The sequence below is a fragment of the Leptospira alexanderi serovar Manhao 3 str. L 60 genome (assembly GCF_000243815.2).
In the GTDB taxonomy this organism is placed as follows: domain Bacteria; phylum Spirochaetota; class Leptospiria; order Leptospirales; family Leptospiraceae; genus Leptospira; species Leptospira alexanderi.
On record NZ_AHMT02000050.1, the window covers coordinates 1 to 25,243 of the forward strand.

General features: G+C 42.0%; 30 protein-coding genes and 1 pseudogene. 25 read left to right on the forward strand and 6 right to left on the reverse strand.

The window, feature by feature from the left end:
- Positions 1-36: 36 nt before the first annotated feature.
- The 17 genes from LEP1GSC062_RS24970 to LEP1GSC062_RS15615 all read left to right on the forward strand — a co-directional run bounded on the left by LEP1GSC062_RS24970 (position 37) and on the right by LEP1GSC062_RS15615 (position 13,344).
- A complete protein-coding gene (locus LEP1GSC062_RS24970; RefSeq protein WP_010576886.1) occupies positions 37-240 on the forward strand; it encodes a hypothetical protein in 204 nt (67 codons plus the stop codon).
- A gap of 195 nt (positions 241-435) precedes the next feature.
- Positions 436-789 (forward strand): hypothetical protein, encoded by a 354-nt coding sequence (locus LEP1GSC062_RS15540; RefSeq protein WP_039942333.1) that lies wholly within the window; start codon positions 436-438, stop codon positions 787-789.
- A gap of 14 nt (positions 790-803) precedes the next feature.
- Positions 804-2,258, forward strand: a complete 1,455-nt coding sequence (locus LEP1GSC062_RS15545) for a helix-turn-helix domain-containing protein (RefSeq protein ID WP_039942335.1) — start codon at positions 804-806, stop codon at positions 2,256-2,258.
- Positions 2,255-2,473, forward strand: a complete 219-nt coding sequence (locus LEP1GSC062_RS15550) for a hypothetical protein (RefSeq protein ID WP_010576889.1) — start codon at positions 2,255-2,257, stop codon at positions 2,471-2,473. The genes LEP1GSC062_RS15545 and LEP1GSC062_RS15550 overlap by 4 nt, the downstream gene beginning before the upstream one ends.
- A 9-nt stretch (positions 2,474-2,482) precedes the next feature.
- Positions 2,483-2,737 (forward strand): hypothetical protein, encoded by a 255-nt coding sequence (locus LEP1GSC062_RS15555; RefSeq protein ID WP_010576890.1) that lies wholly within the window; start codon positions 2,483-2,485, stop codon positions 2,735-2,737.
- A 201-nt stretch (positions 2,738-2,938) separates the two neighbouring features.
- A complete protein-coding gene (locus LEP1GSC062_RS15560; protein WP_020984767.1) occupies positions 2,939-3,835 on the forward strand; it encodes a ParB N-terminal domain-containing protein in 897 nt (298 codons plus the stop codon).
- Complete coding sequence (locus LEP1GSC062_RS15565) at positions 3,832-4,788, forward strand: DNA-methyltransferase (RefSeq protein WP_010576892.1); 957 nt, start codon at positions 3,832-3,834, stop codon at positions 4,786-4,788. The genes LEP1GSC062_RS15560 and LEP1GSC062_RS15565 overlap by 4 nt, the downstream gene beginning before the upstream one ends.
- Positions 4,789-4,844: 56 nt before the next feature.
- On the forward strand, positions 4,845-5,438 hold the full coding sequence (locus tag LEP1GSC062_RS15570; protein WP_010576893.1) for a hypothetical protein: 594 nt from the start codon (positions 4,845-4,847) through the stop codon (positions 5,436-5,438).
- Positions 5,404-6,828 carry a PBSX family phage terminase large subunit gene (locus LEP1GSC062_RS15575; RefSeq protein WP_039942337.1) on the forward strand — a complete coding sequence of 475 codons (1,425 nt, stop codon included), beginning with the start codon at positions 5,404-5,406 and terminating at the stop codon, positions 6,826-6,828. Before LEP1GSC062_RS15570 ends, LEP1GSC062_RS15575 begins: the two co-directional genes overlap by 35 nt.
- A gap of 51 nt (positions 6,829-6,879) precedes the next feature.
- Positions 6,880-7,308: a hypothetical protein gene (locus tag LEP1GSC062_RS15580; RefSeq protein WP_010576895.1), complete on the forward strand. Its 429-nt coding sequence runs from the start codon at positions 6,880-6,882 to the stop codon at positions 7,306-7,308.
- 16 nt (positions 7,309-7,324) lie between these two features.
- Entirely contained in the window at positions 7,325-8,302 is a 978-nt protein-coding gene (locus tag LEP1GSC062_RS15585; protein ID WP_010576896.1) for a hypothetical protein, read from the forward strand.
- Between the two features lie 4 nt (positions 8,303-8,306).
- Positions 8,307-8,870 carry a hypothetical protein gene (locus LEP1GSC062_RS15590; RefSeq protein WP_010576897.1) on the forward strand — a complete coding sequence of 188 codons (564 nt, stop codon included), beginning with the start codon at positions 8,307-8,309 and terminating at the stop codon, positions 8,868-8,870.
- Positions 8,840-9,091 (forward strand): cold-shock protein, encoded by a 252-nt coding sequence (locus tag LEP1GSC062_RS15595; RefSeq protein WP_010576898.1) that lies wholly within the window; start codon positions 8,840-8,842, stop codon positions 9,089-9,091. Before LEP1GSC062_RS15590 ends, LEP1GSC062_RS15595 begins: the two co-directional genes overlap by 31 nt.
- 4 nt (positions 9,092-9,095) lie before the next feature.
- Positions 9,096-10,220 carry a hypothetical protein gene (locus tag LEP1GSC062_RS15600; RefSeq protein ID WP_010576899.1) on the forward strand — a complete coding sequence of 375 codons (1,125 nt, stop codon included), beginning with the start codon at positions 9,096-9,098 and terminating at the stop codon, positions 10,218-10,220.
- 9 nt (positions 10,221-10,229) lie between these two features.
- The gene (locus LEP1GSC062_RS15605; RefSeq protein ID WP_010576900.1) at positions 10,230-10,712 is read left to right on the forward strand and encodes a hypothetical protein; all 483 of its coding nucleotides are present in this window, start codon (positions 10,230-10,232) and stop codon (positions 10,710-10,712) included.
- Positions 10,713-10,734: 22 nt separating this feature from the next.
- Positions 10,735-13,062 (forward strand): ParB N-terminal domain-containing protein, encoded by a 2,328-nt coding sequence (locus tag LEP1GSC062_RS15610; RefSeq protein ID WP_010576901.1) that lies wholly within the window; start codon positions 10,735-10,737, stop codon positions 13,060-13,062.
- Positions 13,063-13,119: 57 nt separating this feature from the next.
- Entirely contained in the window at positions 13,120-13,344 is a 225-nt protein-coding gene (locus tag LEP1GSC062_RS15615; RefSeq protein ID WP_010576902.1) for a hypothetical protein, read from the forward strand.
- Positions 13,345-13,597: 253 nt separating this feature from the next.
- Here LEP1GSC062_RS15615 and LEP1GSC062_RS15625 read toward each other — a convergent pair whose 3' ends face one another.
- The 6 genes from LEP1GSC062_RS15625 to LEP1GSC062_RS15645 are packed head-to-tail and all read right to left on the reverse strand — an operon-like array spanning position 13,598 to position 17,127.
- Entirely contained in the window at positions 13,598-13,936 is a 339-nt protein-coding gene (locus LEP1GSC062_RS15625; protein WP_010576903.1) for a hypothetical protein, read from the reverse strand.
- 4 nt (positions 13,937-13,940) lie between these two features.
- A complete protein-coding gene (locus tag LEP1GSC062_RS25600; protein ID WP_039942350.1) occupies positions 13,941-14,120 on the reverse strand; it encodes a DUF6171 family protein in 180 nt (59 codons plus the stop codon).
- Positions 14,121-14,124: 4 nt separating this feature from the next.
- Positions 14,125-14,556, reverse strand: coding sequence for a hypothetical protein (locus LEP1GSC062_RS24980; RefSeq protein WP_020984776.1), 432 nt, complete (start codon positions 14,554-14,556; stop codon positions 14,125-14,127).
- A gap of 8 nt (positions 14,557-14,564) precedes the next feature.
- Entirely contained in the window at positions 14,565-15,347 is a 783-nt protein-coding gene (locus LEP1GSC062_RS15635; protein WP_010576904.1) for a hypothetical protein, read from the reverse strand.
- A 2-nt stretch (positions 15,348-15,349) separates the two neighbouring features.
- A complete protein-coding gene (locus LEP1GSC062_RS15640; RefSeq protein ID WP_010576905.1) occupies positions 15,350-15,940 on the reverse strand; it encodes a hypothetical protein in 591 nt (196 codons plus the stop codon).
- Positions 15,937-17,127, reverse strand: coding sequence for a baseplate J/gp47 family protein (locus tag LEP1GSC062_RS15645; RefSeq protein ID WP_039942353.1), 1,191 nt, complete (start codon positions 17,125-17,127; stop codon positions 15,937-15,939). The genes LEP1GSC062_RS15640 and LEP1GSC062_RS15645 overlap by 4 nt, the downstream gene beginning before the upstream one ends.
- Positions 17,128-17,198: 71 nt before the next feature.
- Between LEP1GSC062_RS15645 and LEP1GSC062_RS15650 the strand changes: the two are divergent.
- From LEP1GSC062_RS15650 to LEP1GSC062_RS15685, 8 genes and pseudogenes are all read left to right on the forward strand, one after another.
- Positions 17,199-19,108 (forward strand): annotated as a pseudogene (locus LEP1GSC062_RS15650) (hypothetical protein).
- Positions 19,105-19,803 (forward strand): hypothetical protein, encoded by a 699-nt coding sequence (locus LEP1GSC062_RS15655; RefSeq protein WP_010576909.1) that lies wholly within the window; start codon positions 19,105-19,107, stop codon positions 19,801-19,803. Before LEP1GSC062_RS15650 ends, LEP1GSC062_RS15655 begins: the two are co-directional and overlap by 4 nt.
- 24 nt (positions 19,804-19,827) lie before the next feature.
- Complete coding sequence (locus tag LEP1GSC062_RS15660) at positions 19,828-21,387, forward strand: hypothetical protein (RefSeq protein WP_020984773.1); 1,560 nt, start codon at positions 19,828-19,830, stop codon at positions 21,385-21,387.
- Positions 21,388-21,390: 3 nt separating this feature from the next.
- On the forward strand, positions 21,391-21,780 hold the full coding sequence (locus LEP1GSC062_RS23710; RefSeq protein ID WP_010576912.1) for a hypothetical protein: 390 nt from the start codon (positions 21,391-21,393) through the stop codon (positions 21,778-21,780).
- Positions 21,781-21,787: 7 nt separating this feature from the next.
- Positions 21,788-22,057, forward strand: coding sequence for a hypothetical protein (locus tag LEP1GSC062_RS15670; protein ID WP_010576913.1), 270 nt, complete (start codon positions 21,788-21,790; stop codon positions 22,055-22,057).
- Between the two features lie 50 nt (positions 22,058-22,107).
- The gene (locus tag LEP1GSC062_RS15675) at positions 22,108-23,028 is read left to right on the forward strand and encodes a hypothetical protein (RefSeq protein WP_039942343.1); all 921 of its coding nucleotides are present in this window, start codon (positions 22,108-22,110) and stop codon (positions 23,026-23,028) included.
- Positions 23,010-23,747, forward strand: a complete 738-nt coding sequence (locus LEP1GSC062_RS15680) for a hypothetical protein (RefSeq protein WP_010576915.1) — start codon at positions 23,010-23,012, stop codon at positions 23,745-23,747. The genes LEP1GSC062_RS15675 and LEP1GSC062_RS15680 overlap by 19 nt, the downstream gene beginning before the upstream one ends.
- Positions 23,747-25,198, forward strand: coding sequence for a hypothetical protein (locus tag LEP1GSC062_RS15685; RefSeq protein WP_010576916.1), 1,452 nt, complete (start codon positions 23,747-23,749; stop codon positions 25,196-25,198). The genes LEP1GSC062_RS15680 and LEP1GSC062_RS15685 overlap by 1 nt, the downstream gene beginning before the upstream one ends.
- The last annotated feature ends 45 nt before the right edge of the window (positions 25,199-25,243 follow it).

Here is a 25,243-nt window from a genome sequence, read left to right on the forward strand (position 1 = left end):
AATTAAAAATTCTAACCGTATCTTGGAGGTAGCCGTATGAAAAAGCTCCGGGCGATTCGAAGTTACTACACAGATAAAATAAACGAACAGTTTGGCGTGGACAGCGCTTTCTTGAATGATAAGAGGCTTGGGCCAGCCGAGCTGGGACTACTCTACAACGCACTGTATCTAAGGCCGCAGGCAAATTATTCCGTAAAGAACTTTCTCAATACACTGGAAATACCGCAACGAGACGAATGAGATTTTAAAGAATCTGAATTTGTTCGGGTATTCAAAGATAACTCACTGTAAAGATCCGAACAAAACAGAGTCGGAACAGAAATGGGTCATCCAAGATACGAACTTTGAAAAATCGATCGTGTGATGATAAAGAAAGAGAGTGAGCCCATCTATAAAAAGAAAAAGAACAAAAAAATCACTAACGAGGAAAAATAGTTGGAACCAATTGAGGCAAACAATCCGGATCTAGTAGACCGGTTCAGGATTCGGAATAAAGCAAGAATCGAAATATTGTTATATAAGAAGGATTTTCGGATACAACCTACAGATCTCGGATTGTACAAAAACTTAAAAATACCCGACTTTGAAATCCGAATCGGAGTAGGGGAGCTAGGCCTTAGTTTCTTAGATAGGGGGAATCTATTTTACTATTCGCATTCCGTAACTGAGGTCGAGAGAGTTCTCGACTATATCGAAACGAAGTGGGAACAAGAAGGAAAACGGGGATTAGACATTCCGTTTTCCCGTTATTTGCAAGTAGCCTCTAACCGAAATCACGAAGCCGCATAATAAGAGTTTAATCTATGAATGAGAATCAAAGAGTATATCGGGTACCAAAAGACCGAAACTTTACCGTAGTCAAAAATCATTTTATAGACGACAGACGCTTAAGCCTGAAGGCAACGGCGATCCTGTTATTAGCCTTACGTTACCCGGATAACTGGAGGATGTCCGTAAAAGGGATGACTAGACTGAAATCCGACAAAGAGTCAAGTATCTCATCCGGATTTAAGGAGTTAGTTGCCTTTGGCTATGCGGAGTACCGAAAAACTCGAAATACTATAACCGGTAAATTTGAATCGGGATGGTACTTTTTCGAAGAATCTCAAAAGCCAGACGTTGAGTCTATACCGAACCGTTCTAAAAAGGAGGAATTGAAACAAGGGGAACTTTTTGCAGAAGAAGAAATAAAAAGTCCTGTAGTGGAAAATCCAGGACCGGATTTACCACTACAGGAAAACCCGCACCTGGAAAATCCAGTCGCGGTAAATCCAGGCCCGGAAAATCAAACCCTACCAAATACTATATACCAAAGACTATCAAAACAAGTACTCTCTTCACAAATACTAAAAGCTTCTAGAGAGTACCGCCTGCCCGCACAAGCGCACAGAGAAGAACAAAAGGAACTTTTAATAGAAAAAGAAATAAAAATTCAGAAAGAAGAAAATCATAGAATTGATTTACCACTACAGGGAAACCCACACCTGGAAAATCCAGTCGCGGTAAATCCAAGCCCGGAAAATCAAACCCTACCAAATACTATATACCAAAGACTATCAAAACAAGTACTCTCTTCACAAATACTAAATGCTTCTAGAGAGTACCGCCCGCCCGCACAAGCGCGCAGAGAAGAACACAATCAAGATCAGCACAAACAAAAAGAGAATCCGCGATTTCAATTCCCGGCTGCTTGGCTAACTAACTTCCAAGACTACTATTTAAAGGAACACGGAAGCGCAATGGGACAACCGGCCTCGGAACTAAAAGCACTCAACTTACTCTTTGAATTTTCTAAAGGAGAATGGAACGTTATCGAAAGCAAGATCAAGATACTCATCCAACTGAGAAAACAAGATTCCAAGTTTTGGTATGAACAGTCGGTAAGTCCCGAATCCGTATTTAAGTTTTGGTCCAGGTTATTTGTAAGAGAAGAAAGACGAGCTGAAAAAAGTATCATGCGAACTGAAAAACAAAATCTATCCAAATTCAATGAGAGAAAACCGATGCCAGACAAACCAATAGAGATAAAGGACTTAGATCCCTACAAATGCTTTTTAGTATGGGGTAAAACTAAGTTACTCAAACCCCAATTAGAATATTACGAACAAAACTCAGATCCTCTAAAATACGAAGGAACGAAAAAGATCCTTTTCGAAAAATTCGTAAACGAAATATATCCGGGTCTTATTCAAAACTCAGAAATTAAAAAAACAATAATTGAAAATGGGAAAGAAAATTCAAAGGAAAGTGTTGCATGAGCCATTTAAATTTAACCAACCAAAATGTACTAGAACCGATTTCGTACGAGAAAGAAAAAGAATATAAAGTTCGAAAACCCTTAGAAGAAACAAATACGTTTTTTGTAAGAGAAAAGGACGAAGAACATCTATATATGAACCGCCGTGATGCAATCAGATATATGGATGCAATTCGAATACTAAAATCCCAAAAGGGCTATGACGACGTGGCGTAAAGTGTTAGTATGGACCAACGAATAGAATATCATATCTACAAACACATAGCCCCTCAAAATAATTCCCCCAGGGTTTGGGGAGCGGCCGGTCATGAATGTTTTACGGGAAACGAAGGTTTAAAAAAAGCGATCGAAAAGGCGTTGGATCTGCAACAAAGCGCGCCGTTAGGAGTGGAGTATTCCGTACAAAAATACGTATATACCAAAAAGACAAACTACAGACCCATAAAAACGAGAGTTTGGAAAAACGGCGAAGCGGCTTAAAATAAGGAGGTTATAAAATCAAATCTGAAAACTAACGCGGGGAGAATGAAATAACCCCCGTAATTCTTTTTTGTTAAACTACATTCGCAAAAAAGAATAAAAGGTTTTGTTGATTGATAAAAGGGGACAGTCCTTAATTATTTTCAAGGAATTTAAAAAAACGAAAGGACTCTTTTAAATACGAAAAAATAACAAGGGGGTATGCAAGAACGCCAATTTTTACACGTAATCAAAACTAATTTAAAAATAGAGCAGATACCGATTCACAAGATAAAGTATCACGAAAAAAATAAGGAGTTATTTGAAAAAAAAGAACCGGAATATATTAGAGAATTAGCAAATAATATACAACAGGAAGGATTACACGAACCCATATCCGTAAAATACGATTTTCGAAATGACAACTACCTTTGTCTATCGGGTGAGCATAGAATAGAGGCCGTAAGACTGCTTGGATGGAAGCAAATCGACGGATACAAAGTAAATCCGGAAGACGAGCTAAGTTATTTAATTAGACGAAATACATTAAAAAAACAATTAGGTCACAAAACAAGGATCAAGATATATAAAGAGTTTTGTCCCGAATTTTTGACCTGTGAGAAAATAACCATAACAAGGTTAAATGAAATTTCCTCAAAGACAGGCATAGCAGTCGCAACACTCAAATCCGATCTGAAAAAAATTCGAAACGGATCTACAAAAGACGAAACCATACAAACCGTAATTGAGCTTTGGGCGAAGAAGAAAATTAAGGGCCTCAGAGTAAATTTAAGCGGTCTGTCCGACGAAAACTTTATCCTCCAAGTCTCCGGAAGGAATCTCAATTATGAGTGGCGAGGGAAATTCAAAACAGTCGTAAAAGAATGTATCGATGCCGCAAAGTCCGAATATTTTAACAAAACCTTTAAAAACGAAAATCTGGAAACCGCAGAGAGAATTAAAAAACTTAGGAAGGATGCCGGTCTTACACAGTTTCAGCTTTCACAGGCGTTAGGATATTCGCAGTCGTATTTAGCAGAAATTGAGTCAGGGAAATGGAAGTGTTCGAATAATTTGTTCGAGTCAATTGCGCTTTTCTGTCAGGAGAAAATTGTATGAGTTTTGAAATTCTCCACGGCGATGCGGCTCAAATCATTCACACCTTGAAAGAGACAAAGGAATATATAGGTCAAGTGGATTCGGTTGTGACCTCACCACCGTATTTTCAAAAAAGGACGTATCTTGATAAGGACGATTTGAATTTGAAAATGGAGATAGGAAGAGAAAGAAAATCGAAGGACTATTTACAAAATCTTCGAAAAGTATTTTTAGAAGTTCGTCCGCTTTTAAGAAATTCTGCGACAATCTTTGTCAATATAGGGGACACGTTTCGAGACGGGCAGGCACTTTGTATTCCATCCGGATTTGTGCGGATGATGAGTCGAATCGGATACCATTTTATTCAAGAAATTGTGTGGGCCAAATCGATTACGACGAAAGAAGGAAATCGGGGGTCTTGCAAGCCGGAATCCGTTACGAAAAGATTCACAAACTCGCACGAGTATGTTTTGTTTTTCGTAAAAGATAAGGAGAGGTATTTCTTTGATTTCAAGTCGATTGTCGTTCCCTTAAACGGAATCCATCACGAAAATCAAAACCCAAAATCACTTTTAAAAGCAATGGGGGTGAATGAGCATTCCCTCGAAAAAACGCACAGCCTCAAAAACTTTTCCCTTACAAGCGCGGAAGATCCGACAAACGTAAAAAACAGAATCATCAAAAACAAAATCAAAAATCAGGACTTCACAGCGCGCAGACGATCGGTTTGGCAAATTGCAACCCCGAATTCCCATAACCGTCATACGGCGGTCGGACCCGAGGAACTCTTTGAAATTTGTATCAAAGCAGGCAGTCCATACAGCGGACTTGTTTTTGATCCGTTTGTAGGGGAGGGGACGGTAGGGAAGGCCGCACTTAAAAACGGAAGACGATTTTTTGGAATCGATTTGGATTCTCGTTCGTGCACTGAAGCAAAGAACTATCTTCAAAGTTTTGCCAGGAAACTTGCTTAATAAAGAAGAAAGAAAACTTTTTGTACGATTAAGAATAAGACACTAAATTTTTACAAATGGCGGTCGCGAAAAAAAAGGTGGGGAAGAGATCTTTTCCAAAAAAAACAAAGGAACCTAAGAAAAAGGTTTCATATAACGCACTTTCCGAAGAAAAAATAGAACTCATACGGTGCGAATATCTTAGAGGACAAAAACGGGAAGATATTTGTAGGAAATTTAAAATTTCCTACAAGACTTTAGACAACTTCGTTCAAAGACGGGCTTGGACAAAGGACCGTGAGGAAATTGTAGGAAATTTGAGGGAAGAATTCGCGGTGCAAATATTGACGGATAAGGTCACGGCGCTAGCACGTTTGAATCAGGAAGCGACTCAGTACCTGGACCTTTTGCGGGAAAAGCTTTATGACTCTGAAACCTCGAATATGGAAATTTCACTCCTATTAAAATCTCGAAATCTACTTACCCGCGAGCTTCTCCGATCCCTCAATTTGCCGGAAACTATAAGGCAAGAGTCCGGAAACGGAAACGAGAAAGCAACGGTCAACATTCAAATTGTCTCAGGAGTCGGTGAGAAGCCCGGAACGATTGAAAAGCTGATCGGCGGGACGATGAGACCTGAAGACAAAGAAGCGGGAGAATTTACAAAATAAGAAATTTCAATTTGAAAAAAGATCCAAGGTCTTTAGTGAAAAACAATCCCTTGCGATTGAAGAAGATTGGTCCGATCCTCATATCCAAGAAATCTGCTACGACGGCGGTGCAAGATCCGGTAAAACCTATCTCGTCATAAAAGCGATCATATCACGCGCTTGGATCTCCAAAGAATCCCGTCACCTAATCGCTCGTTATAGACTCAATCACCTAAGACTTTCCGTTTGGAAACAAACCCTCTTACCTTGCCTCAGAGACATGGGTTTTGTAAAAGGCCGCGACTATGAAATCAACGAATCGGATTTGATCGTAACGTTTACGAACGGTTCTGAGATTTACGGCGCGGGACTTGATGATTCCGACCGTGTGGAAAAGATCATGGGAACCGAGTATAACACGATCTTTATAAACGAGGCGACTCAAGTTTCGTATTCCACGTTTCAAAAAATTAAAACTCGTCTCTCGTTTGTAAGACCCGATCTTACAAACAAACTGATTGTAGATTGTAACCCGAGAAACCGGTTCCACTGGATATATAAATACTTCGTTCTTAGACAAGACCCTGAAATTGGAAACGCGTTACCACTTCACCGCATAGCGAGGATGAGTCGCAGGCACTGGACGCCACTCGACAACCCGTATATAAGTGATGAGTATAAACAGATGCTCGAAGAGATGACGGGAATCGAACGAGACCGGCTTTATCTCGGACAGTGGGTAGACGTTCAAGGTCTTGTATATCCGAAATTTGAATCTGCAATCGTTGAACCGTTTGAGATTCCTTTAAGCTGGGACTGTGCCGGTGCGATCGACTTCGGTTACACAAACCCTTTCGTGTTCCTTTGGTTCTATTTCGATAAGTCGAACGAAACTTGGTATCTCGCGGACGAGTATTACGTTTCCGAAAAAACAGTCCGCGCACACTGCGAGGTTTTAAAAACAAAACGTAAACCGAATCTCTTTATCACAGCCGACCACGACGCGGAGGACCGTGCGACTATGGCCGAGTGCGGGTTTTTAACGCTCACCGCCGACAAGGATATTTCCACCGGAATCCAGGCCGTTATAAGACTACTCGAGGTGGAGCAAGGAATCAAACTTCGTATCTTTCGGTCGTGCGTTCATACGATCGAAGAATTCTCAATCTACTCTTGGGAGGATCCGAAGGATAACAAGAACGCGAAAGAGATTCCGATTAAAAATTACGACCACGCAATGGACGCACTCCGGTATTTTTCACTCAGGGTAGTCGGTAAAAAAAATCAAATCGTAACGTCTTCACTCGCAAGACTAAAAAAAGAAATGGGTCAAAAACCGAAAGGTCTTGATGCACTCAGGAAAGAAAGACTCTCCCGTTTTGGAATCGGGGAGAGTTGGAATAGATTCTAAATTCCGATTCCTTGAAACCAAGTAGCCTTAAAAAAGAAAACGAGGTTAGACATGGAAAAGACGGACGCAAGGATCGAATTAGAAAAAGAAAAGTTAGAAGAGATTTCAAAACAGGAAGCAAAAAAAGAAGACCGACAGGATTTAGAAATTACAAAGGAAATTTTGGGTTTAGACGAAAAATCAAAACAAACCCTTTTTGACAGCCTTATTTCTTCGATATCGAATTCACAGAATCGGGATACGATTTTGTATCTTACGTTTGCAAAGGCGTATAAGATTCTACGTGAGACTGGAATCCGTTTTGGGACTATCGAAACCGATACCGAGTTTTCCAATCGCGTGCAGTCTCTTTCCGCGCAAGACAGGCAAGTCGTATTTGATTCCGTAATTTCTGCGACCTTTAACCAAAACTCTCGGGATACGATTCTTCATATCCTTTTTTGGAAAGCGGAAAAACTTCTTACCGAATCATCGAGATAGATAAGGAGAATTCACTTTGAAACGGGAATCTCCGCTCTCAGAATACCGCTCGGTCCGTGAACTGACCTATGCCTGGCTTTTCTATTTTCTTTCACTCCAATACGCGTTTTTTGGTGATCCAAAGAACGGAATTCATTTTCGAGTTTCAAAATCGACTTGGTCGGACGTGTTCGGAGCTTTGCGAAGAAAGTTTTTTGGGGAGTTACTTGATAGGCCGAGGTATATGCCAAGAACGTTAAATATATCGCCTGAACCGAGTCAAGACTACTCATATCTTCGAAATCAAACCGGAACGTTAGAATTTCCCGAAGGAGTCGTAAGACGTGAAGATTTAGAAACGGTCGATCAGGAGATTTTTGATTTTCTCGCGCAAGACTGGAACCGGATCTATCTAAACGAACGAAACAAGGCGTCAATCCTTGGATATGTCGCAGAGTACTTACTCGGTCGCGGAGTCAACGAAGACGAACTTAAAAAAATGACTTTGCCGGAATTCTCCGAGACCGCAAAGGCGAACAATCTTCCGGGACTTGAAGGCATTGAACTTTTACAAGAAGAGATTGGACTCACGAAAGAACAAACATATGGACTTCTATATGCACAAGGTAGAGGCGCGGAATGGCTTGCCATATATGACAAAAACGGAGAAAGAAAAGGAAAGGCGTATGAGCTGATTACGAAGATGTATCGAAGACAGATCGCGGAAGCACTCGCGCGAAACGCAACCGAGGAAGAAATCCGCTCCCTTATGATTTCACCCGATGACGACGAAATCAAAGAAAGCCTAGATCTTTTTGAAGAAGGGATTTCGGATTCACTCAGGAGACGTCGGGAAAGACGATATGAGAAACTTGTCACCGATCATCTAAACCGGGACATGGCTCGGTTTGCATATACCGAGGTTCAGATAAACTTTAACAACGGAAAACTTCTCTGTCTCGCAAACGAGAGACCCTCTGTGACGTATGTGCGTTTCGCCGGCGGAAGTTACTAATTCTTTGCATGAAGAAAATCACAAACCTGTGAGTTGTGAGACGTGCCAAGAATTCTTAGGCCAAATCGCGCGCGTTTTTCCTTCTCTGGATCACTTACACGACAAAAAGTATATGGAATCACTTGGTCTTGTTTTTTTGGGAGCCGATCAGTTTTACGGTGATCCAGTTACAACCACAGCGGTGTGGCCGGGAAAAAGCAACGCTGACCGAAAGACTTCCGAGTTTTGGCTTTGCTGTCCGGTTCATCCCAACTGTTCGCACGAATACGAAGAGTTTGAAGAAGAAAGAGAAGAAGACGACGATGAAATCGCAGAAATATTTCGAGAGGGAAGAGTCCGGGACGCAAAACGAAGACTCGTCACCAATGAAAGATACAGACAAAACGAGGAGGCTAACGAGGAACGAATCAGGCTCGAAAGAAAATACGGCCCGATAACAAAAACTGAGTTATTTTCAATTGGGGTCTGGGAGGAACCCATGTGTAGTCACGAACCCGAAGATTCGGGGACTTGGCTCGCAAATTACATCAGTTGGAAATGCAAGACACTACAGAAGATTACTTTATAGGAACAATCAAAAAATACGTACCCTGGAACAGAACAGAAAATCGAGGAGGTTTCGGATTTATCACCTCGGACGGAAGAGATTACTTTTTCAATGCAAAGTATTCTGAGATAAAGGACGAACACATAAAGGTGGGAATGACCGTCTCTTTTGAACTGCGTCGCGGTTACGACAAAAAACGATCCGAGTTCGTAACGCAAGCCACACACATTCAAAGACTCTAATACATTGCGAAAATCGGGCCTTGGGGGTACAACCCCTTTTTCGATCACAACAAAACCGAATGTTCTTACTCCTTTAACAAACGAGGAGATGATCGACAGACGGGGTGAGTCTGCGCTTTGGTACAGGCTTACGCCCTGTCCGTGTCCGCAAGAGGAAAGAATTCCCGATTGCAAATTCTGTTTTGAAGGCTTGGTAAGGACATTCCAAGAGGAATTGGAAATCTCGGAAGAAATGGCTTACAGGGTGGAAGGAAAGAAGGTCTTTACACGTTTTGCTCCGATTTCCGAAATCTCTTCTGCGACTCTTATCTCAAGAGAAACGTTTAAACCCTTGTCGATCAAACGAATCCACGAAGAGTTCTTCGAAGTTGAAGAGGACCTCAAATACTGGAATAGCGTTTTACTCCGCTACAAGGTCAAGATGGCCGAAAGCCTTTTTGTAGAGGGGACAGGAGAAAACGAATACGTTCTTTTTCCAAAACTTCCACTCGGTGCGATCGTCGGCGTTGAAGAAGTTTTCTTTATTTCCGGAGAAGGCGAACCCGAGGAAGTAGAGTTTTCAGGATTCACCTTTAATAGCGTCGTATTTCCAAAAAGGGTCACGGGGCTATTCCGTTTCAAACTCAAGTTCCTGTATCCAATCAAGGTTGCATATAAAACGTATCGTCAAGATTCGGATGCGCGGAAAATTTTTGATCGAAGCCAAATCACGTTTCAGGAAGGCGAACTGATGGCCGTCGCTGGCGGAGGTTATCGCATGGGTGAAGGGGATTTAGTAACGCTTCTTGTCTCAACGCTCAGGCATTCCGAGTATATCCAATTTCAAACTGGAAACTACGATACACTTTCTTATTCTCCTGTCTCTCATATAGACCGGATTTTTTCAAAAGGTAGACACGGCCTTGTAACGCACGAGAAAGGAAAAGATTTTATACTCTTTGGAGATTCAAAGATCAAGTGGCTAACCGATAAGCCGCGAAACGGTTATTCTCTCATTTATGACTATCACTCGACGTTTCGAATATCCGGGTTCATTGAAGGTGGCTCCGGAGAAGACCGGGACAAGCCAAAGCTATTCAAAATGAAACCGATCTCGAATTTAAACACGCGGGGGATTCCAGGAGAATAAAAAATTTACATGAAGTTCAATTTAAAAGAAAAAATGAAAAGGTTCAAACAAACCTTTGAGAGAACGCAAATTCACAAGATTCTTACTTACTATCTCGCGGAATTGAAACACAGACTGAGGCTTTCTTTAATCTTTCCTTTGTATCTCTATGGAATGAATAAAATCGCAGTTAAGTCGTGGATCCACAAAATTCAATTTAAGTCGGAAATTCCAGGTCAAATTATGACATTGCACTATGATCCCGCAACAGTGAAAGACGTCCCGACCTTTGTAAAACGGATTGAGGATCTTTTCGTCGGACCGTTTAGGCTTCTTCACAAATTAAATCCGGCGATTGTTATTTTGCCTTGGGGATCTTTATTTCAGACAGGGGATTTTAAGGGGTTTGTAAGATCTCTCGACCGCGATCAAAGAAGCGCACTTGTAAGCGCAATCCATGAACTAAGAAACGAAACAAAAATCGAAATCATAATGCCGTCGGAAGCGGTATAACGGGTCTGGGTTTTCTTTTTCCTTGAAGGTACTAGAGAAAGAAGAAATTAACCCGGAACTTGCGGAAATAATCTTAGATAAAGTTCACCTTGCTATGTCAAAGGAAAATTCCGATTGGCAAGAATGGGCTATGGATGAGGCAGGAGAAGAATGGAAAGAGATAGAACTGAATTTCCTTTCGAGAAAGTGTTTTCTCCGCGTTCTAAAAAATTCATCCAAAGAACTTTCCCCGGAAGCCGGAAAGAAACTCGCAAAAGAGTTTAAAGCACTCGGCGCAAAGTTTTTATCAGACTTCCTTTTCGAACGAACCGAATTCCAAAACGAAAACGAAGAGGAAAAAATACAGACAGACAAGTCTGTCTCTTCGGGTCTGTTTTCAAACATTCTCAAATCAGATCCTACACCCTCCCAGCTTCGCGCCGGGAACTACAAAAAAACTCATATCTGGGTAAAAGGTCTTCCGATCACGATCGAAAACAAAAAAGGATCGTATCGATCAGGAACTGACCACGACGGCAACACATGGAAAAATAAAATCCACTATGACTACGGATACCTAAAGCGCACAAAAGGAGCGGACGGGGATCACGTAGACGTATTCGTCGGTCCGGACATCGAGTCGGGTATTGTTTTTATAATCAACCAGAAAAACAAAGACGGATCTTTCGATGAACATAAGATTATGCTTGGGTTTCACGATGAAAAAGCCGCTCGCGCCGGATACCTAAAGAACTATTCAAAAAACTGGAAAGGACTTGGAAGTATCGTGACTCTTACACTTCCTCAATTTAAGGAGTGGCTTGAAAGAGGGGATACAAAGAGAGAACTTAAAAACCCAAAAATCGAATTTTTAAAATCGAGACTTTTGCAGGTAAGAAAGAACGCCCGCGAAATTCAAATTCTGAAAAGTGAAACTTCTAAAGAAGAATTTCAGATTCTAAAGAGTGAACCTCTTCAATATGAATTTAATTTTCAAGGTGCGGATACGTCTTCCTTTTCCGAAGAGCAGAAACTATTTCAAAGGGTGCGAAAATCCAACCAGGAAACAAGAGACGCATTTGACTTAATCCTAAAGGTCGACGTTGGTCGCCCTGCGGATATGGTTGGAACTAAGAAAGTTTGGAACGACGGTCTTACGCATGAAAAAAAGGAAGACGGCTGGAAGATCGTTTCAGAACCCCAAAATAAAAATGAGAAAGAAGTAAAACCAAAACGTAAAAGAAAAGCCGCACCAAAAGTGGAACGCCCGAAAAAAGGATATACAAATCCGACAAGTCTTCCCTTTCCAAAGATCCGGGTCATCGAGCAATACACCGCGAAAAAAGACTATGACCGAAACCAGATCGATTCCTTAAAAGTCCTGATCGAAAAAAACGGATACGATCCTGGTTTTCCTATGACCATCGATTTCAAAGACGATCAGTGGACGGTTGTCGCAGGACACCACCGCTACGAAGCGGTAAAAGAATTAATCGAGGAAGGAAAGCTAAACCAGAATATAGAGATTCCCGTAGTTGTAAAAGAGTTTGCGAGTAATAACAAAAGACTGGCCGCGCAACTTTCGGAGAACCAACGAAGACAAGTAAATCCAACCGACGAATCCAAAGCGTATGCGAAGATGATAGAAGACGGGTGGGACGAAAAAAGAATTTCAGAAGAGTTAGGAAAAAAACTCGGTGAGATTCAAAGACGACTTTCACTTACAAATCTTTGTCCCGAACTATTTCGTCTGATCGAGAAAAAAGACAGATCACTTCCTTTAGGAATCGCGGAAGTGATCGGAACCTTTACAAAAGACGCAAACGGAAAACCAAATTCTACAATCCAGATCCGCGCCTTTAAATGGTACCAAGAAAACCGTTCGAAATACGGAAGTCGCGGTCCGAGTGTCCTTCAAAACTATATCAAAGAATTACAGTCCGGAGAATTTGAGAATTTCGACTTTGATTCCGTGGCATCGAACGTACAAAAAGAAGCTCATAATATAGTCGGTTCCAGAGAGAAAGCGTCTGCGAATACAAAAATGCTTCAAGTCATGGTCGAGACCCTTATGAAAACGTATAACCGAGTTTTAGGCGATAACATCACGTCTTTGTCTCCGGATGTTGCGAAAGAACTTGCCGCTTCGCTTGCGCTTACCTCGGACAAAGGAGTGAATTCAGTCGCGATTCTTGGGAAACTAGGAGTCATTATCCAAGACCTGACTTTAATCAAAAACTCGATTCAATCCAAACTGAAAGAAATTGAGGATGATTCGAGTATTCCTATGCTTTTTGCGAGGTCGTTTCTCGCAGACATAGAGGAAGCAATCGAACTTTCTAACGTATTAAAGTCTGAAACCGTCACATAACCTAAAACGTTTCCGATACTTCAAAGCGGGGTAAGTTCTACTAGTGGGAGAAAAACTTTGAACGTACCCTTTAGGCATCATCCGGAAGTTTTAAGAATCCGCGCACTTTTAACCGAAGGTCTCTATTTTCAAAAACTAACACACAGGGTCTTTGATGAAATCCTGCAAAGTATTGACAGAACCTACATCGATCGAGACAGACTTTTAGAATTTATCGTAAAGGAGGATTTACTCGGAGACTATGAAAAATTTTTACAATTCGGCCAAGGGGATAACCTCTGACCGCAAGTATTTTACTTCTTGTAAAAAAGAACCACCAACTCAAAACCAAGAACCGCGATTCGAAAACTGCTAAAGGGTTTTTGGTTATTGCGCTTTACAACGTTGAAAGAAAAAACGGGAATCTCCTCAAAAATCAAAGACCAGTAGTTTCGAAAAATGAATTTTGTTTTTTTGTACGACCAAAGAGAAATGGAAGTAAAAAGACCCGATCGTAAAAACCGGAACGGATGGATGAGTTTAAAAATAATTGAGGTCATACGGCGAATTCCTCGGAAAGTTTTTTACTCATTTCCACAAAAGCAGAAACGGATTTTGTTACCGTATCTAAAATCTCATCTTGGTTGTCGTTTGTGTGATATTGAGAAAATGCTTGAGAAGCCATTTGATGAAAAATCAACTCCTTATTTATGGTAGGATAATTTCTTGCGATTTCCTGCGATTTAACAAGAAGACTTTTCACAAACCGAAACGCATCCTTTCCCGCTTCTTCGTCGCTTTTCCCTTTGTTCTTTCCGATCTGGCTTAGTTGTCCGATCTGCTGTAAAATTAAATCCTGGTTCAATGTGTTTTTACCTCCGTTACAACATCCCATACCGTTATTCTTTCCCCCAAATCCCTATCGGACAAGACTGAGAGGCGAGTTTTGCTTTGAGCCGCACGAAACAGCCGCAGGAAGAACATCTTTCGGAGAGAAAGGTTTTTAGAAGCAGCGGACAGGAAAGACAAAGGGAGAGCCGTTTGTTATAATATTCCGTTTTCTTTGTTTCATTTTGCAGAATCTTAACTCCAATACCGTCCGGCGACCTGATAGGTTTGAACGGGCTTCCACTGTAAAAATTCGTATTTAAAAACGCGGTATCTCGTATACCAATTCGGAATATTACAAGTATTGCATGAGTTGATGCAACAAGTCACAGTACAGCAAGGCACAAAAAGGCTTCCACCGACCCAACAAAGCCCGATGCTGACCGAACGCGAATACCCTCCTGGGCAAGAAAGACAGTCAAACCAAGGCCCTACTTGGTGACAGGAGTCTTGTCCCCCGCACGTATTGCAGTCCGTAACCGTAGATCCGTAATCGATATGAGCATCCACAACGTGCCAAAAATCTCCGATCGTATATGATCCAAACGGATACACGTCATACCGGTTTGAGCCTATATTCCCCGCCCAGTGGCCGCCCGCTCCAGGAACGGGTGAACTTGGACCCACGGGCGGGGTTATGCGAAAGGGAGCCAGTTCCCTCCCTCGTTCTTACTCCAAAAGGCTAGGTTTCCTTGTGTTCGTATTCGAAAGTTTGCGTTGTCGTATCCGGGCGAGGGTGTTGTTTTTAGAAAGTCTTTGTTTTCGAAGTGATTGTAAATCCAGTTGATGGCTTCGGCGAGTGAATCATTTTCCCCGATATCGGGATCAAGATCCACATCAATTCCGATAAGTTTCGGATCATATACGGGAAGAAGTCGGGAAAGAGTGGTGACAGGACCGCCGACCGAATTCTTTCGATATGACAAAAGACCAATTCTGTTATTTGATACGGGTGGAGTTCCAGAAATAGCCGACCACTGTTCGAACACTTGCGAGGAAAAAGTTTTCCGTGTCGGGCGAGCTTGTGGAGTGAATCTTTCCGTTTGAGTGTTAAAAAGCGGAACCGCTTTCTGGTCAGTGAGAGAGGACGTGAGTTCAATTTCGAAGATTCCTTCGAGGGAACCGGAACTCGGCGAAAGTAAAAGCTCCGGTACGATATACACAGAGTCGGTTCGAATGATAATCCCTGAACTAACCCGGATTGTATTCGAATTTACGAATGTTATTTCAAAACCAATCGCGGTTTCAGAGTCCTGACCGATCGTTGCAAGAATCGCAGACAAAAGAACCGGAACAATCGAGTTTTCAGTCTCCGCACCCGACATTCTGTTAATATCCTGTGCAGTAATTTTTTGAAATTGGTTTTGATAGTAAATTTTGACTTCGTTATTTGTGATAGTTACTTGAGCCTCAGACATGTTTAGCTTTCTCCAATGTATACGGCTGTACCCGCCGCAAGAATTCGGTTTAGTTCAGTGAGTAAAAGGTCGGTGAAATTCGAAAGGTCGTTTGATATGATATAGCTGACCAAACGATCGGGGGTAATGATTGAAGAGACAGCTTTTGTTCCAGGTCCTGGAAGAGTGAGACTAAGGTCCGTTGCCGAGACGTCACTTGCAAAACCAAGCTCGTCGGGACGAAGAACCGCAAAGGTCGGGCGCGGAAAAAGTTGTGCAGTCTTTGTGATAGTAGGTTCGTTTGAAAGAACATAACCAAGGATGTACCCGACAAACTCGGGATCATTCATCCCGACAGGGCGTTCAATTCCGAGGAACTCCGCCCATTTTCTTAAGAAATGACCTTCCGCTTCGGACAAAGAAGAACAACGCGCCGCAAGTTCTTGAAATCGCAGGTGCCACTCGACCGAGTTGTATGTAGCGCCTGCGTTTATATCATTGATATTGGTTAGAGGAGAAAGTTCGTGTCTTTCTTTGTCTGCGAAGAGTTCTTTGAAAACAGGATCGGTTTCGTTGAACTGAGGAAGTCTCGCGAGTAATTTGTTGTCTGTCATGCCGGATCCACTTTTGTCGCACTTCCGGAAATCAAACCTCCGGACGTACCGCCGGTTCTCGGAAGGTGAGTCGAGGGAACGGATATGTCTGCAAGTGTTGGAAGAGGGGAGGGGACCGGATCATTTGCCAGTTTTCCAAAAAATTCTAGAATTCGAACTCTGTAAAAATCCGGATGAGATTTTAGAATCGTTGCCTCAATCTGTTTGAGTAAAACATCAAAGCCAACTGCCAACGTGTTTATGTAAGACGTGACCGCGTTAGTCGCTATGATGAGCGCATTTTCTGGAGAAAGTTGCGAGTTTTTAAATATATCGAGTTCAAAACGAACGCTGATCCCGATTACGGGGATTTTAAAAACGCAGACTTGGGTTCCTGCGGCGGCATAGGCCGGAAAGTTCTCCGGATCTTCTAGATCCCCTTCGATTGTTTTTTGAACGAGGTCTAAAAGGGTCTGTGGTGGATTTGAAGTTCCATCGGAAACATAGAGATTGATCCAACCAAATTCAGTTTCTCCGGAAACCGGATTTTTATTAGTTGTGAGCTGCACACCCGCAATCCCCGGAATCGAAATCGCCGCGGTATAGATTCCGAGTGAGGTTGAGCGCCCGAGTGAGATAATAAAATTCCTGAAACGTTTGAGCCTACTTTCTTCGGATTCTTTGTTCGTTCCTCCGGCAAAATCCGTCGGATTCCAAATCCTTGTATTTGGAGGAAGTTCAACACTTACGGTTCCTAGACCTTCGCTTGTGTTAATCGAAAGCCTTCGAATGTTGTAATCCGATCCGGGTTCTTTTGCGCGGAGTTCGATTTCTGCGTAAGTGTCTCCGACTGCAATCGTAACGGGTGCAACCGATTCAAAACTAAGCCCGAAAAGATTTAAAGTAAAAACGTTTAATATAACGTTTTCAGAATGTCCAGTTATCTCAATTCGAACAATCCCTACGGATTTGAGCCCCGGAAGTCTTGAGTATCCCAAAACGGAATACATTCCCTCTTGGATGGAATATTCAAATCCGTTTTTCGTTCTAAGGTCGCCTTCGGCCAGAACCGAAGCGATCGCGGAAATCCACGTAGAGATACGTGAACCCGGATTGAAATTCGAAAGCCTCGATCCGGATGCGACAAGGTAGTTTTGGATCGCGAGACGATACTCGAGTTCGGTCTTTGGAATAAAAGGCGCAGTCACGAAGGACAAGGTAAATTGCGAATTAGAATCGGAGAATCCTCCGATACGAAAATCCTTCTTACTGTGTGGATGTGGGTGTTTTAGATGTTGCGAAGTCCGGTTTTAACTCGGTAACGAGTAACGCATTTTCAGGGAGTCTTTCTCCTACGTACGAACCGGAAAACGTATTTTCTTTCGCGTTTTACGAAAAATTAAAAAACGGTACCTATTCCCACAATTCACTGAACTCGTCTGAATATTTTTTTGTCAATGGACCGCTTTCCTACACAGAGAATTTTAAAAACCGCACGAACTCCGAAAAAACGTTCGGCGGAGTCGTGGTCATCGATTACGGACCCGACAATCACGAAATCAAACTCGAAGGTGAGTTTCATATTTACCATCTTGGGCTACCGCAGAAACCAAAATCATCAATTCCAGGGGATTCGGGTTCCGGATTTATTCAGTCCGCGTTCTCTGCCGGGAAAGCGATTCTAAAAAATAAACTTACCTCTCACTACGACAAAATTCGAAGTAGTTATTTGAGTCTTGCCGGTGGAGATTTCCGTTCTGGACTTTCTGAGTTTCAAGACTTTATGTTTTCTTTACACTTTGCAAGAAGCCTGGAACGAGTGGAATATTCATCCACCGACTCACAAGCGCAGGAGATCACAAAACTTTTTTCTGAAAAACGACTTACCTGGAGAACGCACGCGTTTGTTTTCCGTGACTATGATCGTGGCCGCACGGTTGAGGTGATTGTTCCCGCGAGTGGGTTTACGATTTCACGTTCGGTTTCGGATACGAATACGTACAAATATTCTTTAAATCTTTTAGTCGTAAAAGAACTGGAATCTCGAATCACCGGAAAACTAGTTCGCTCTGGATTTAGTCCATTTAGGACGATTGCAGGTTTTGTAAACGAACTTGAAAATTTGGTCAATCTTCCACTCCGACTTTCCGGCGCGCTTCTCGGAGCCGCAAACGGTTTGAAAGTTTTTTCTTCCGGCATAAAACGTCTTTCCACTTCTTGGGAAAGGATGAAAGATCAATTTGACTCACAAGGTCGTCTTGCGCGTAAAACGTTTGAAAGTGCAAAAGAAGATTTTGGAATCCAAAAAAAAGGCGTGGGTTTCACGCAGAAGAGATTTCCAATCGTATCGATGAGGCAAATAGAAAAGCACGTTCCAACGAAGCAGAATTCCGCCAAAACCTGGACTCTTCCGTTACCGAGTGCCAAGCTCTCATTTCCCTTATCTCCCAACTTTTAATTCCAGTAGATTCTTCCGGTTCAATTGAGGCAATGTCACTCCAGCCAAACGCTGATTTGAGTCTTTGGATCGACAACGACGTTTACAGATACGCATTTACCGCAAAAGAAATTTTAACTGAAACCAAGGCCGCGATCAATTACGCATCCGTAGACAACGAGTTCGGAATCTATTACACCTCCCCCGGTGACACCTGGGAGAGTATCGCAAAAGAAAAATTGGGAGACCTAAAACTGGGTCAAGCACTCGCAAGGTACAATAACGTTCAGGATTCTTCAAAGAGTCTCAAACGATCAATCCGAATTCCTTTTGCAACAAATACAAACGTCTTTACAACTCTTCCCGAAGACCCAAATCCAAAAGATTTGGAAATTGCATTATTAGGATGTGATATACGCCTAAATTCTAACCGTGGAATTGAAGTTTCGCCGACTGGTGATTTGGCGCTTGTGGAAGGGGATGAGGCACTCATAAACGAAAAGCTCGACTTGATTGATATTCCTAAAGGCTCGCTCTTTCAAGAGTTGAATCTCGGAAATCCGATTCCTTTAGGAATTCATTCCGATGAGATCATTCAAAAGAAATACATTCAAGAATTCTTAAATCAATTTCGGTCCGATCCGCGAATACGTTCCGCGAGTTTTTTAAATGTAATCCAAGACGGAGACAATCTGTTGTTTCAATTCCGAATCGAATCGATTTCCGGCGGTAGCGTGGTTTTGTCTGTATGAGAAATTTTTCAAACGATTCTTTCGAATGGCAGGAAAGGCCGCAGTCCCCGGATTCAAGAATTGCGCCTCCTGTAATCGCACGCGTTACAGAAGTTCTTCCCCGTTTTCGAGTGAATTTGATAACGACCTTCGGAGAGATTTTTAAAAACGTTCGAACTTTAGGTCTGGCCCTTTTCCCTTCCGGGAACGCGCATGGACGCGCCTTCGGAATCAAAAAAGACCAACTCGTTTTAGTTGAGTTTTTGTCAGGTTCTTACAGAAGCCCGATTGTAACGCAGGTCTTTCCATTCCCGACAAAAGATACTGATCTTTCAAACCTTGCGCGGTTTTGGGAAAAGTTTTCGTTTCTCGATCCGGAAACGGACGTAATTGATTTTCACGAATCCGGATATGCGGTCAGGCAAACGACAAACAAAATTGAAGTGTATGACTCGTCACAAAGCGTTGTCTTTGAACTGAACTTCCAAACGGGAGAAGGAAAATTCACTCTTTCGAAACTAAAAATTGAATCTGACGTTGAAATCGAGGGAAATCTAAAAATCCAAGGCGATACCGATCAAACAGGTAAAATCAAAGCCACAGGCAAAATTGAATCCGGCGAAGGAATCGTATCATCCGGTAAGGAGTTTAACTCACACGGTCATACGTATAGCCCAGGCCCACTCGCACCGACTAAATCGGGTCCGCCGATATAACGGATTTCGTATATATTCGCTCTTGTGCCTCAATCCACAGACGAAACTCTTTCTATCTCAAAACGAACCGATATTTCAATTCCTCCGAAACGCCTTGGGATTGAAGTTAGACTTCCCGGCTCATCGCAAGGAATATTTTTTCCCATCGAATACGTTACTCATATCCGGTCACACAGGTCTTTGTCCGCCGGTCGCGGCGGAATTTCTCTTTCGATTCCCTATCAAGAAGAGTATTTAGTTCAAAAAGGCGAAGCTGATCCGCTTCCGTTATCTGAAATAAAAGACGGAGAATCAAAGCGGTTCAAGAATATTTTCAGAGTTCGTAGTATCGTTTTCTTGTATTATGACAACTCATCCAATGGTTCAAAAGAAGTCCGGTTTAAAAAATTAAACTCAGGTAAGGTGAAAACCGCAAACCGCGAGTATTCACCCGAAGGAAAAAGTTTTGTTTCTGTTAGTATTTCACCGATGGAAACCGTTCTTTCCGATACGGATCTATTTTTAGATTTTCAAAGAACCGAAGGAGAACCGCAAACAAGAACCCAAGAATCTTATGCAGGCGTAATCACAAGCGCGGCAAAGGTTTTTTTGCAGGGTCAACTCTGCGACCTTTTAAAGAACTTTTGGGACGAATTTTTTTGTAAACTTTTGAATGTTCCGCGGTATTCAGACAAAAAGATTCTTTGTCCGACGGACCAAAAAGATCCGGATGCGCTTCTCACTTTTCTTCCTCCCAAAAAAGCATACACGGAACACTTCGTTTATGAATCCCAAGTTCTTAGTTCATTTTCAATCGGTCAGTATGTGAATTTTTGGGAAATTCTTCGTTCCTATCTCTGCGAACCGCTCTATGAACTTTTTGTCGATCCGTTAGAATCTTTTGAAATTGAAGATCACTTCGGAAAAGGCGTTTTTTTTGGTGAAATCGGATCCGGCAGTTTCGAAGAATACGAGGTAGGCAGATACGAATCCAAAGTTGTCTTTCGTCCGACTCCGTTTTATTTTTTTTCGAAAGACGGTAAATACCGGGATCTAAGATCCGCCGGTATCGATCAGGGTTATGTGTTTCTTTTAGACGATCTAAAAAATTTCAAAATTGAAGAATCAGAAGAAGGGGTTGTTTCAGGGGTCCATGTTATCCAAAACACATTTCAAACTTTTGGAACTGTGCTTTCCGAACCGAAATACGAGGACAAAATCAGATCGATTTTCGGCCCGCGGCTTTTGCATGTAAAGATCCCCGGTCTTGTATTCAAAGAAGAGAATTTAAGTTCCGGGAAAAAAGAAAATTACAAGGGTGAACTTTCAAGAATCAGAGATATGCTATTTTCCATTTTTTGCAATTTGGAAGAATTAAAAATTGCAAACGGATCTTTTGATCTTCCGTTTATTCCGATCCGACCCGGTATGCCGTTTCAGCTAACGACGACTCCAAGAAAGGAGTATCCATTTCCCGAAGATGAGATTTCGACCTTCGGGTATATTACGGACGTTGTGGACGAATTCAGCGAAGGGCAAGTAAAAGCAAATACGCAAGTGTCTTTCAAGTGGAGTCCGTCGGCTTCGAATTACTTGGAGGAGTAAAAAATGCCTTCCTTCCTCGGACCTTTTTCGAACGATGAAATACAATCTTCCAATCCAATTAAAAAATTGAACGTTTCGCGGATCGAACTTGATTTTTCGAGTCCTTTAGGAGCATACAATTTAGGGGAAAACCTGCCTATCAATTCTATCGTATTTCTAAATTTGATACGAGTAGAAAGTGTTTTTGACGGAAATTCTTCTTTAACAATTGGAAATAACTCTGATCCTAAGTGTTATTTAGATGAGAATTGTATTGATTTAAAAGAGGTTGGGGTATATGAAAATATTTCGCCCGACTTGATAAAATCTCAAACACAAGGCAAGGCGTATTGGAATCCGGGGAGTTCCACTAGGGGCCGCCTTAGTATAGTTTTCGTATATTCGGAATCTTAAAATTATCATGATAAAATCCCGATACAACATTATAGCAAACTTTCGCATTGAAGAAGGAAAGTTGTACAATCTATTTTACATGGGAATTACGATGAAAGGAAAATTCGATAGATTCGGGCTTACCGTTTACGGAGTTCAAGGAATTGTTCCCAAGGTAATGAACCCACTTTTGGGCCTCGATCTATATTCATTTACTGTTTTAGAAAGAAATTACTTTATACACCTTTTCAGATTTCTAAGAGGCGATTTCGCAATTAAGAACTTTATCAAAAGGTAATCTCTAAAAACTAAAAATCCGATAACGATTTGCATTGTATTCCGTCTTTTATGACGGATACCGTTTTCTTACACCCATTTCATATCCTTAAGGCCTCGCCGGAAGAACGTTCCGGTGCGATCAAAATTCTAGTCAAAGCCTCTTCCGAGCGTGAAGACCGACAAGGTGAAATCATTTTAAAATCCGCGTATGAAGACCGCGGTATGCGTGACGCGTTTCTGCAACAAGGTTATTTTGATTACAATCATCTTACCGACCATATTGACAAAGAAATTAGGGAGTTAAAAACAAGCGGAACCCTTACGGGTTCAAAACTGGTAGAACTTCAAAAAGCAAAAACAGAAGCGATCATAGGATCGCCAAACCGGATCGGATTTAAAGATGATTTTCCTTCAAGTCTTGGAATCAAAGAAGACGGGTTATACATCCAAGGAAGTCTTTTTCCAGGGAACACGTTCGCGGAAGAAATTCGCAAAGGGCTTCAAGCTGGTTTCAACGGTTGGGGTGCGTCCGTTTCAGGATTTGCGAGACCTCAAGATTATTCTGGAAAAACAATCCGTAAGATTTTACTAAAAAAATGCGCGATTGCGCCACTCCAGGAAGTAATCAATCCGGATACTGCCGTTCAGCTTTTAAAGGGTGCGGTATTTCTAAAGGATCTTGAAAAGAGTGAAATCATGCCCGCAACTCCTCAAGTTATCTTTGATGAAGATCGACTCTCTCGAATCGAAAGGCGTCTGGATTTTTTTTCCAAAATCTTTCAATCCGATCCGGATGCACAAGACCGATACGTCGATTTAATTTACTCCGATATTGCCAATCGAATTACAAGAGAAGGCGAGATCCGTTCCGCTTGGGTGCGTTCGATTCTTCAAAACGAGTTCTGTGTTGAAGGTCAGGATTTAGAAAACCTTGCGGATATAATTTTTTTAAAGTTAAACGAGGAAAACGAATGCTCAAAAACGCTATAACGCGACTTAAAAGACGCGTAAATGTAAGCAATGTATTGAAGTCGGGCGATAACGAACCCGACTTGAAAGTTTTAGCTTTAAAAGCCACGACACTACTCGATGCAGGTTCAATCACTGCCGACACGGAAAAAATCAAAGAATGGGCGGTTGCGCAAGGAGTCGACGAGGAGTCTGCGGCGAATTTCGCATCTGACGTTGTAGACGCATATTTCGACGAAATTCAAAAATCGGAAAATGGTTCTGATGAAGACGAAGAAGAGGAAAAAGAACAATTCAAAAAGAAAAAGAAGGATAAAGAAGATAAGCAAGACGAAATCGAAAAAGCTCAATTTTCCTTTTTTGATATTCAAAACGCATTAGAGGTCTTGAAATCCAATCAGGAAACTCTTGCGGAGGCAATTGAACACCTTCTCGATCGTTCCGAAGAAAATTTGAAATTCAAAGACGATTTTCTAAAATTAAAATCTGATTTTACAGGACTTTCGAATCGTCCGGCAAACGAAAAGACACCTGTAATAACCGTGCAGAAATCCAATTCAAACATACTTCCTCAAAATTATGTTTCGGTTGAAGGCAGAGACAAAGTCGGACAACTTATCATCAAGGGAATGGAATGCGGTCAGTGTTCTTTAGAAGACGTTTCCTATTTTCAGTCCACTTGGAAACTTTCAGACCGTGCTTTTAAATTTGTAAACGAGTTCAGAGAGGTTCAAAAATAATGATCGGTCCGTATTCATTAGATCAACTACTCGAAATTCAAAAAAGTTTCCAAGCAAACACGGCCCAAAACGGCGCAAGTCCGTTTGTAGATTTCAATTCTTCGGGTGCGACTTTGTCCATGCAGTTGATGGATAAAGTGGAAGTCGCGATCGTTTCAACCGACAAGGACTTTAAATTTCTTAAAGAAGTTCCAAGAAGAACGATTACGCAAACACTCGCCGAATACAATCGCCAGACGTCTCACGGCGGCGCTTGGTACAGAGTTTCGAATATAGGGCAGTCCGACGAACCGAGTTTTAGAGATGCACAGATGGAAAGGCTTTACAACGAAGTAAACTATACCGCGGAAGGTTTTACGTTTAACAAAGTCGTAGACACGGTTCAAAACACACAAGATCCGGAGCTCATACAATCAAACTCAGCACTCCGTAGAGCGATGGAAAACCAGATGAGACGAATTTGGTTCGGACGAAAAAAATTAAATCGAAACGAACAAGACGGTTTCGAAACACAAATCAAAGCTCTTGGAAATGAATATTATTACGATTGTAGGGGATCGCTTCCTCCGATTGATCAGTTAAAATATTACTCTTCTAAAATTAGAACAAAAGCCTTTGGTCTTGTGAACTATGCAAAAATGCACCCGGCCACAAAGGCACTCTACGATCAAAGTTTCGATCGATTGGGAAGTAACGTTGTACTACAGAACAATAGCCAATCGCCTGGAAATACTACTCTATCAAATATCGTCTATGGAATCGCGGACTCGAACGCGAAAGGAAACGTGATTGCGTTTGACGACGATATATGGATGGACCGCCACGAGTGGGGCGTTCCTATGAGACGCGACGCCGCAGGGAACTTAGTGGAAGGCGCAACAAGCGACACAGATTCGCCTCCGACGCCGACAGTAACAATTGATCCAATCGCAAGTGTTCCGAATTCTTTTTTCACGGGAAGTTACGTCGGAAATTACAAATACCGCGTTTGTTCGGGAACTCTCAGAGAATTCTCAGGCGCGTGTAATGAAATCCAAGTTTCAATTCCAAACGGAGGCGCCGCGGAATTAACAATAACGCCGCAAACCGGTGGTGCACCCGAAACAAGATACGTGATTTTTCGAGAAACAGCACCGGACTCGAATCTGATTTTGTACATGACCGAAGTGAATCGAAATCACCTTGGTGCAAATACGATTATTCAAGATTTGAACGAAAATCTACCCGGAACGACAATCATGGTCGTCGGAGATTTTAACTCAAAATCTTCCAGTGATGCGACCAGAACTCTGGTTCTTTCGGAGCTGCTTCCATACACGAAAACTTTGTTTCCATACGGCGCGGGCGGATCGTTTAGAAGTCGCCATGGAATCGTGGAAGGCTATCACGTCTTACAAAACGTAGCACCTGAAAAGTTTAGAGTTTTCACAAACGTTCCGGTAAGACTTTAAGTTTAATATGATTTTGTGTTTCTGAATTCTTTTGGGGTGCGTAAA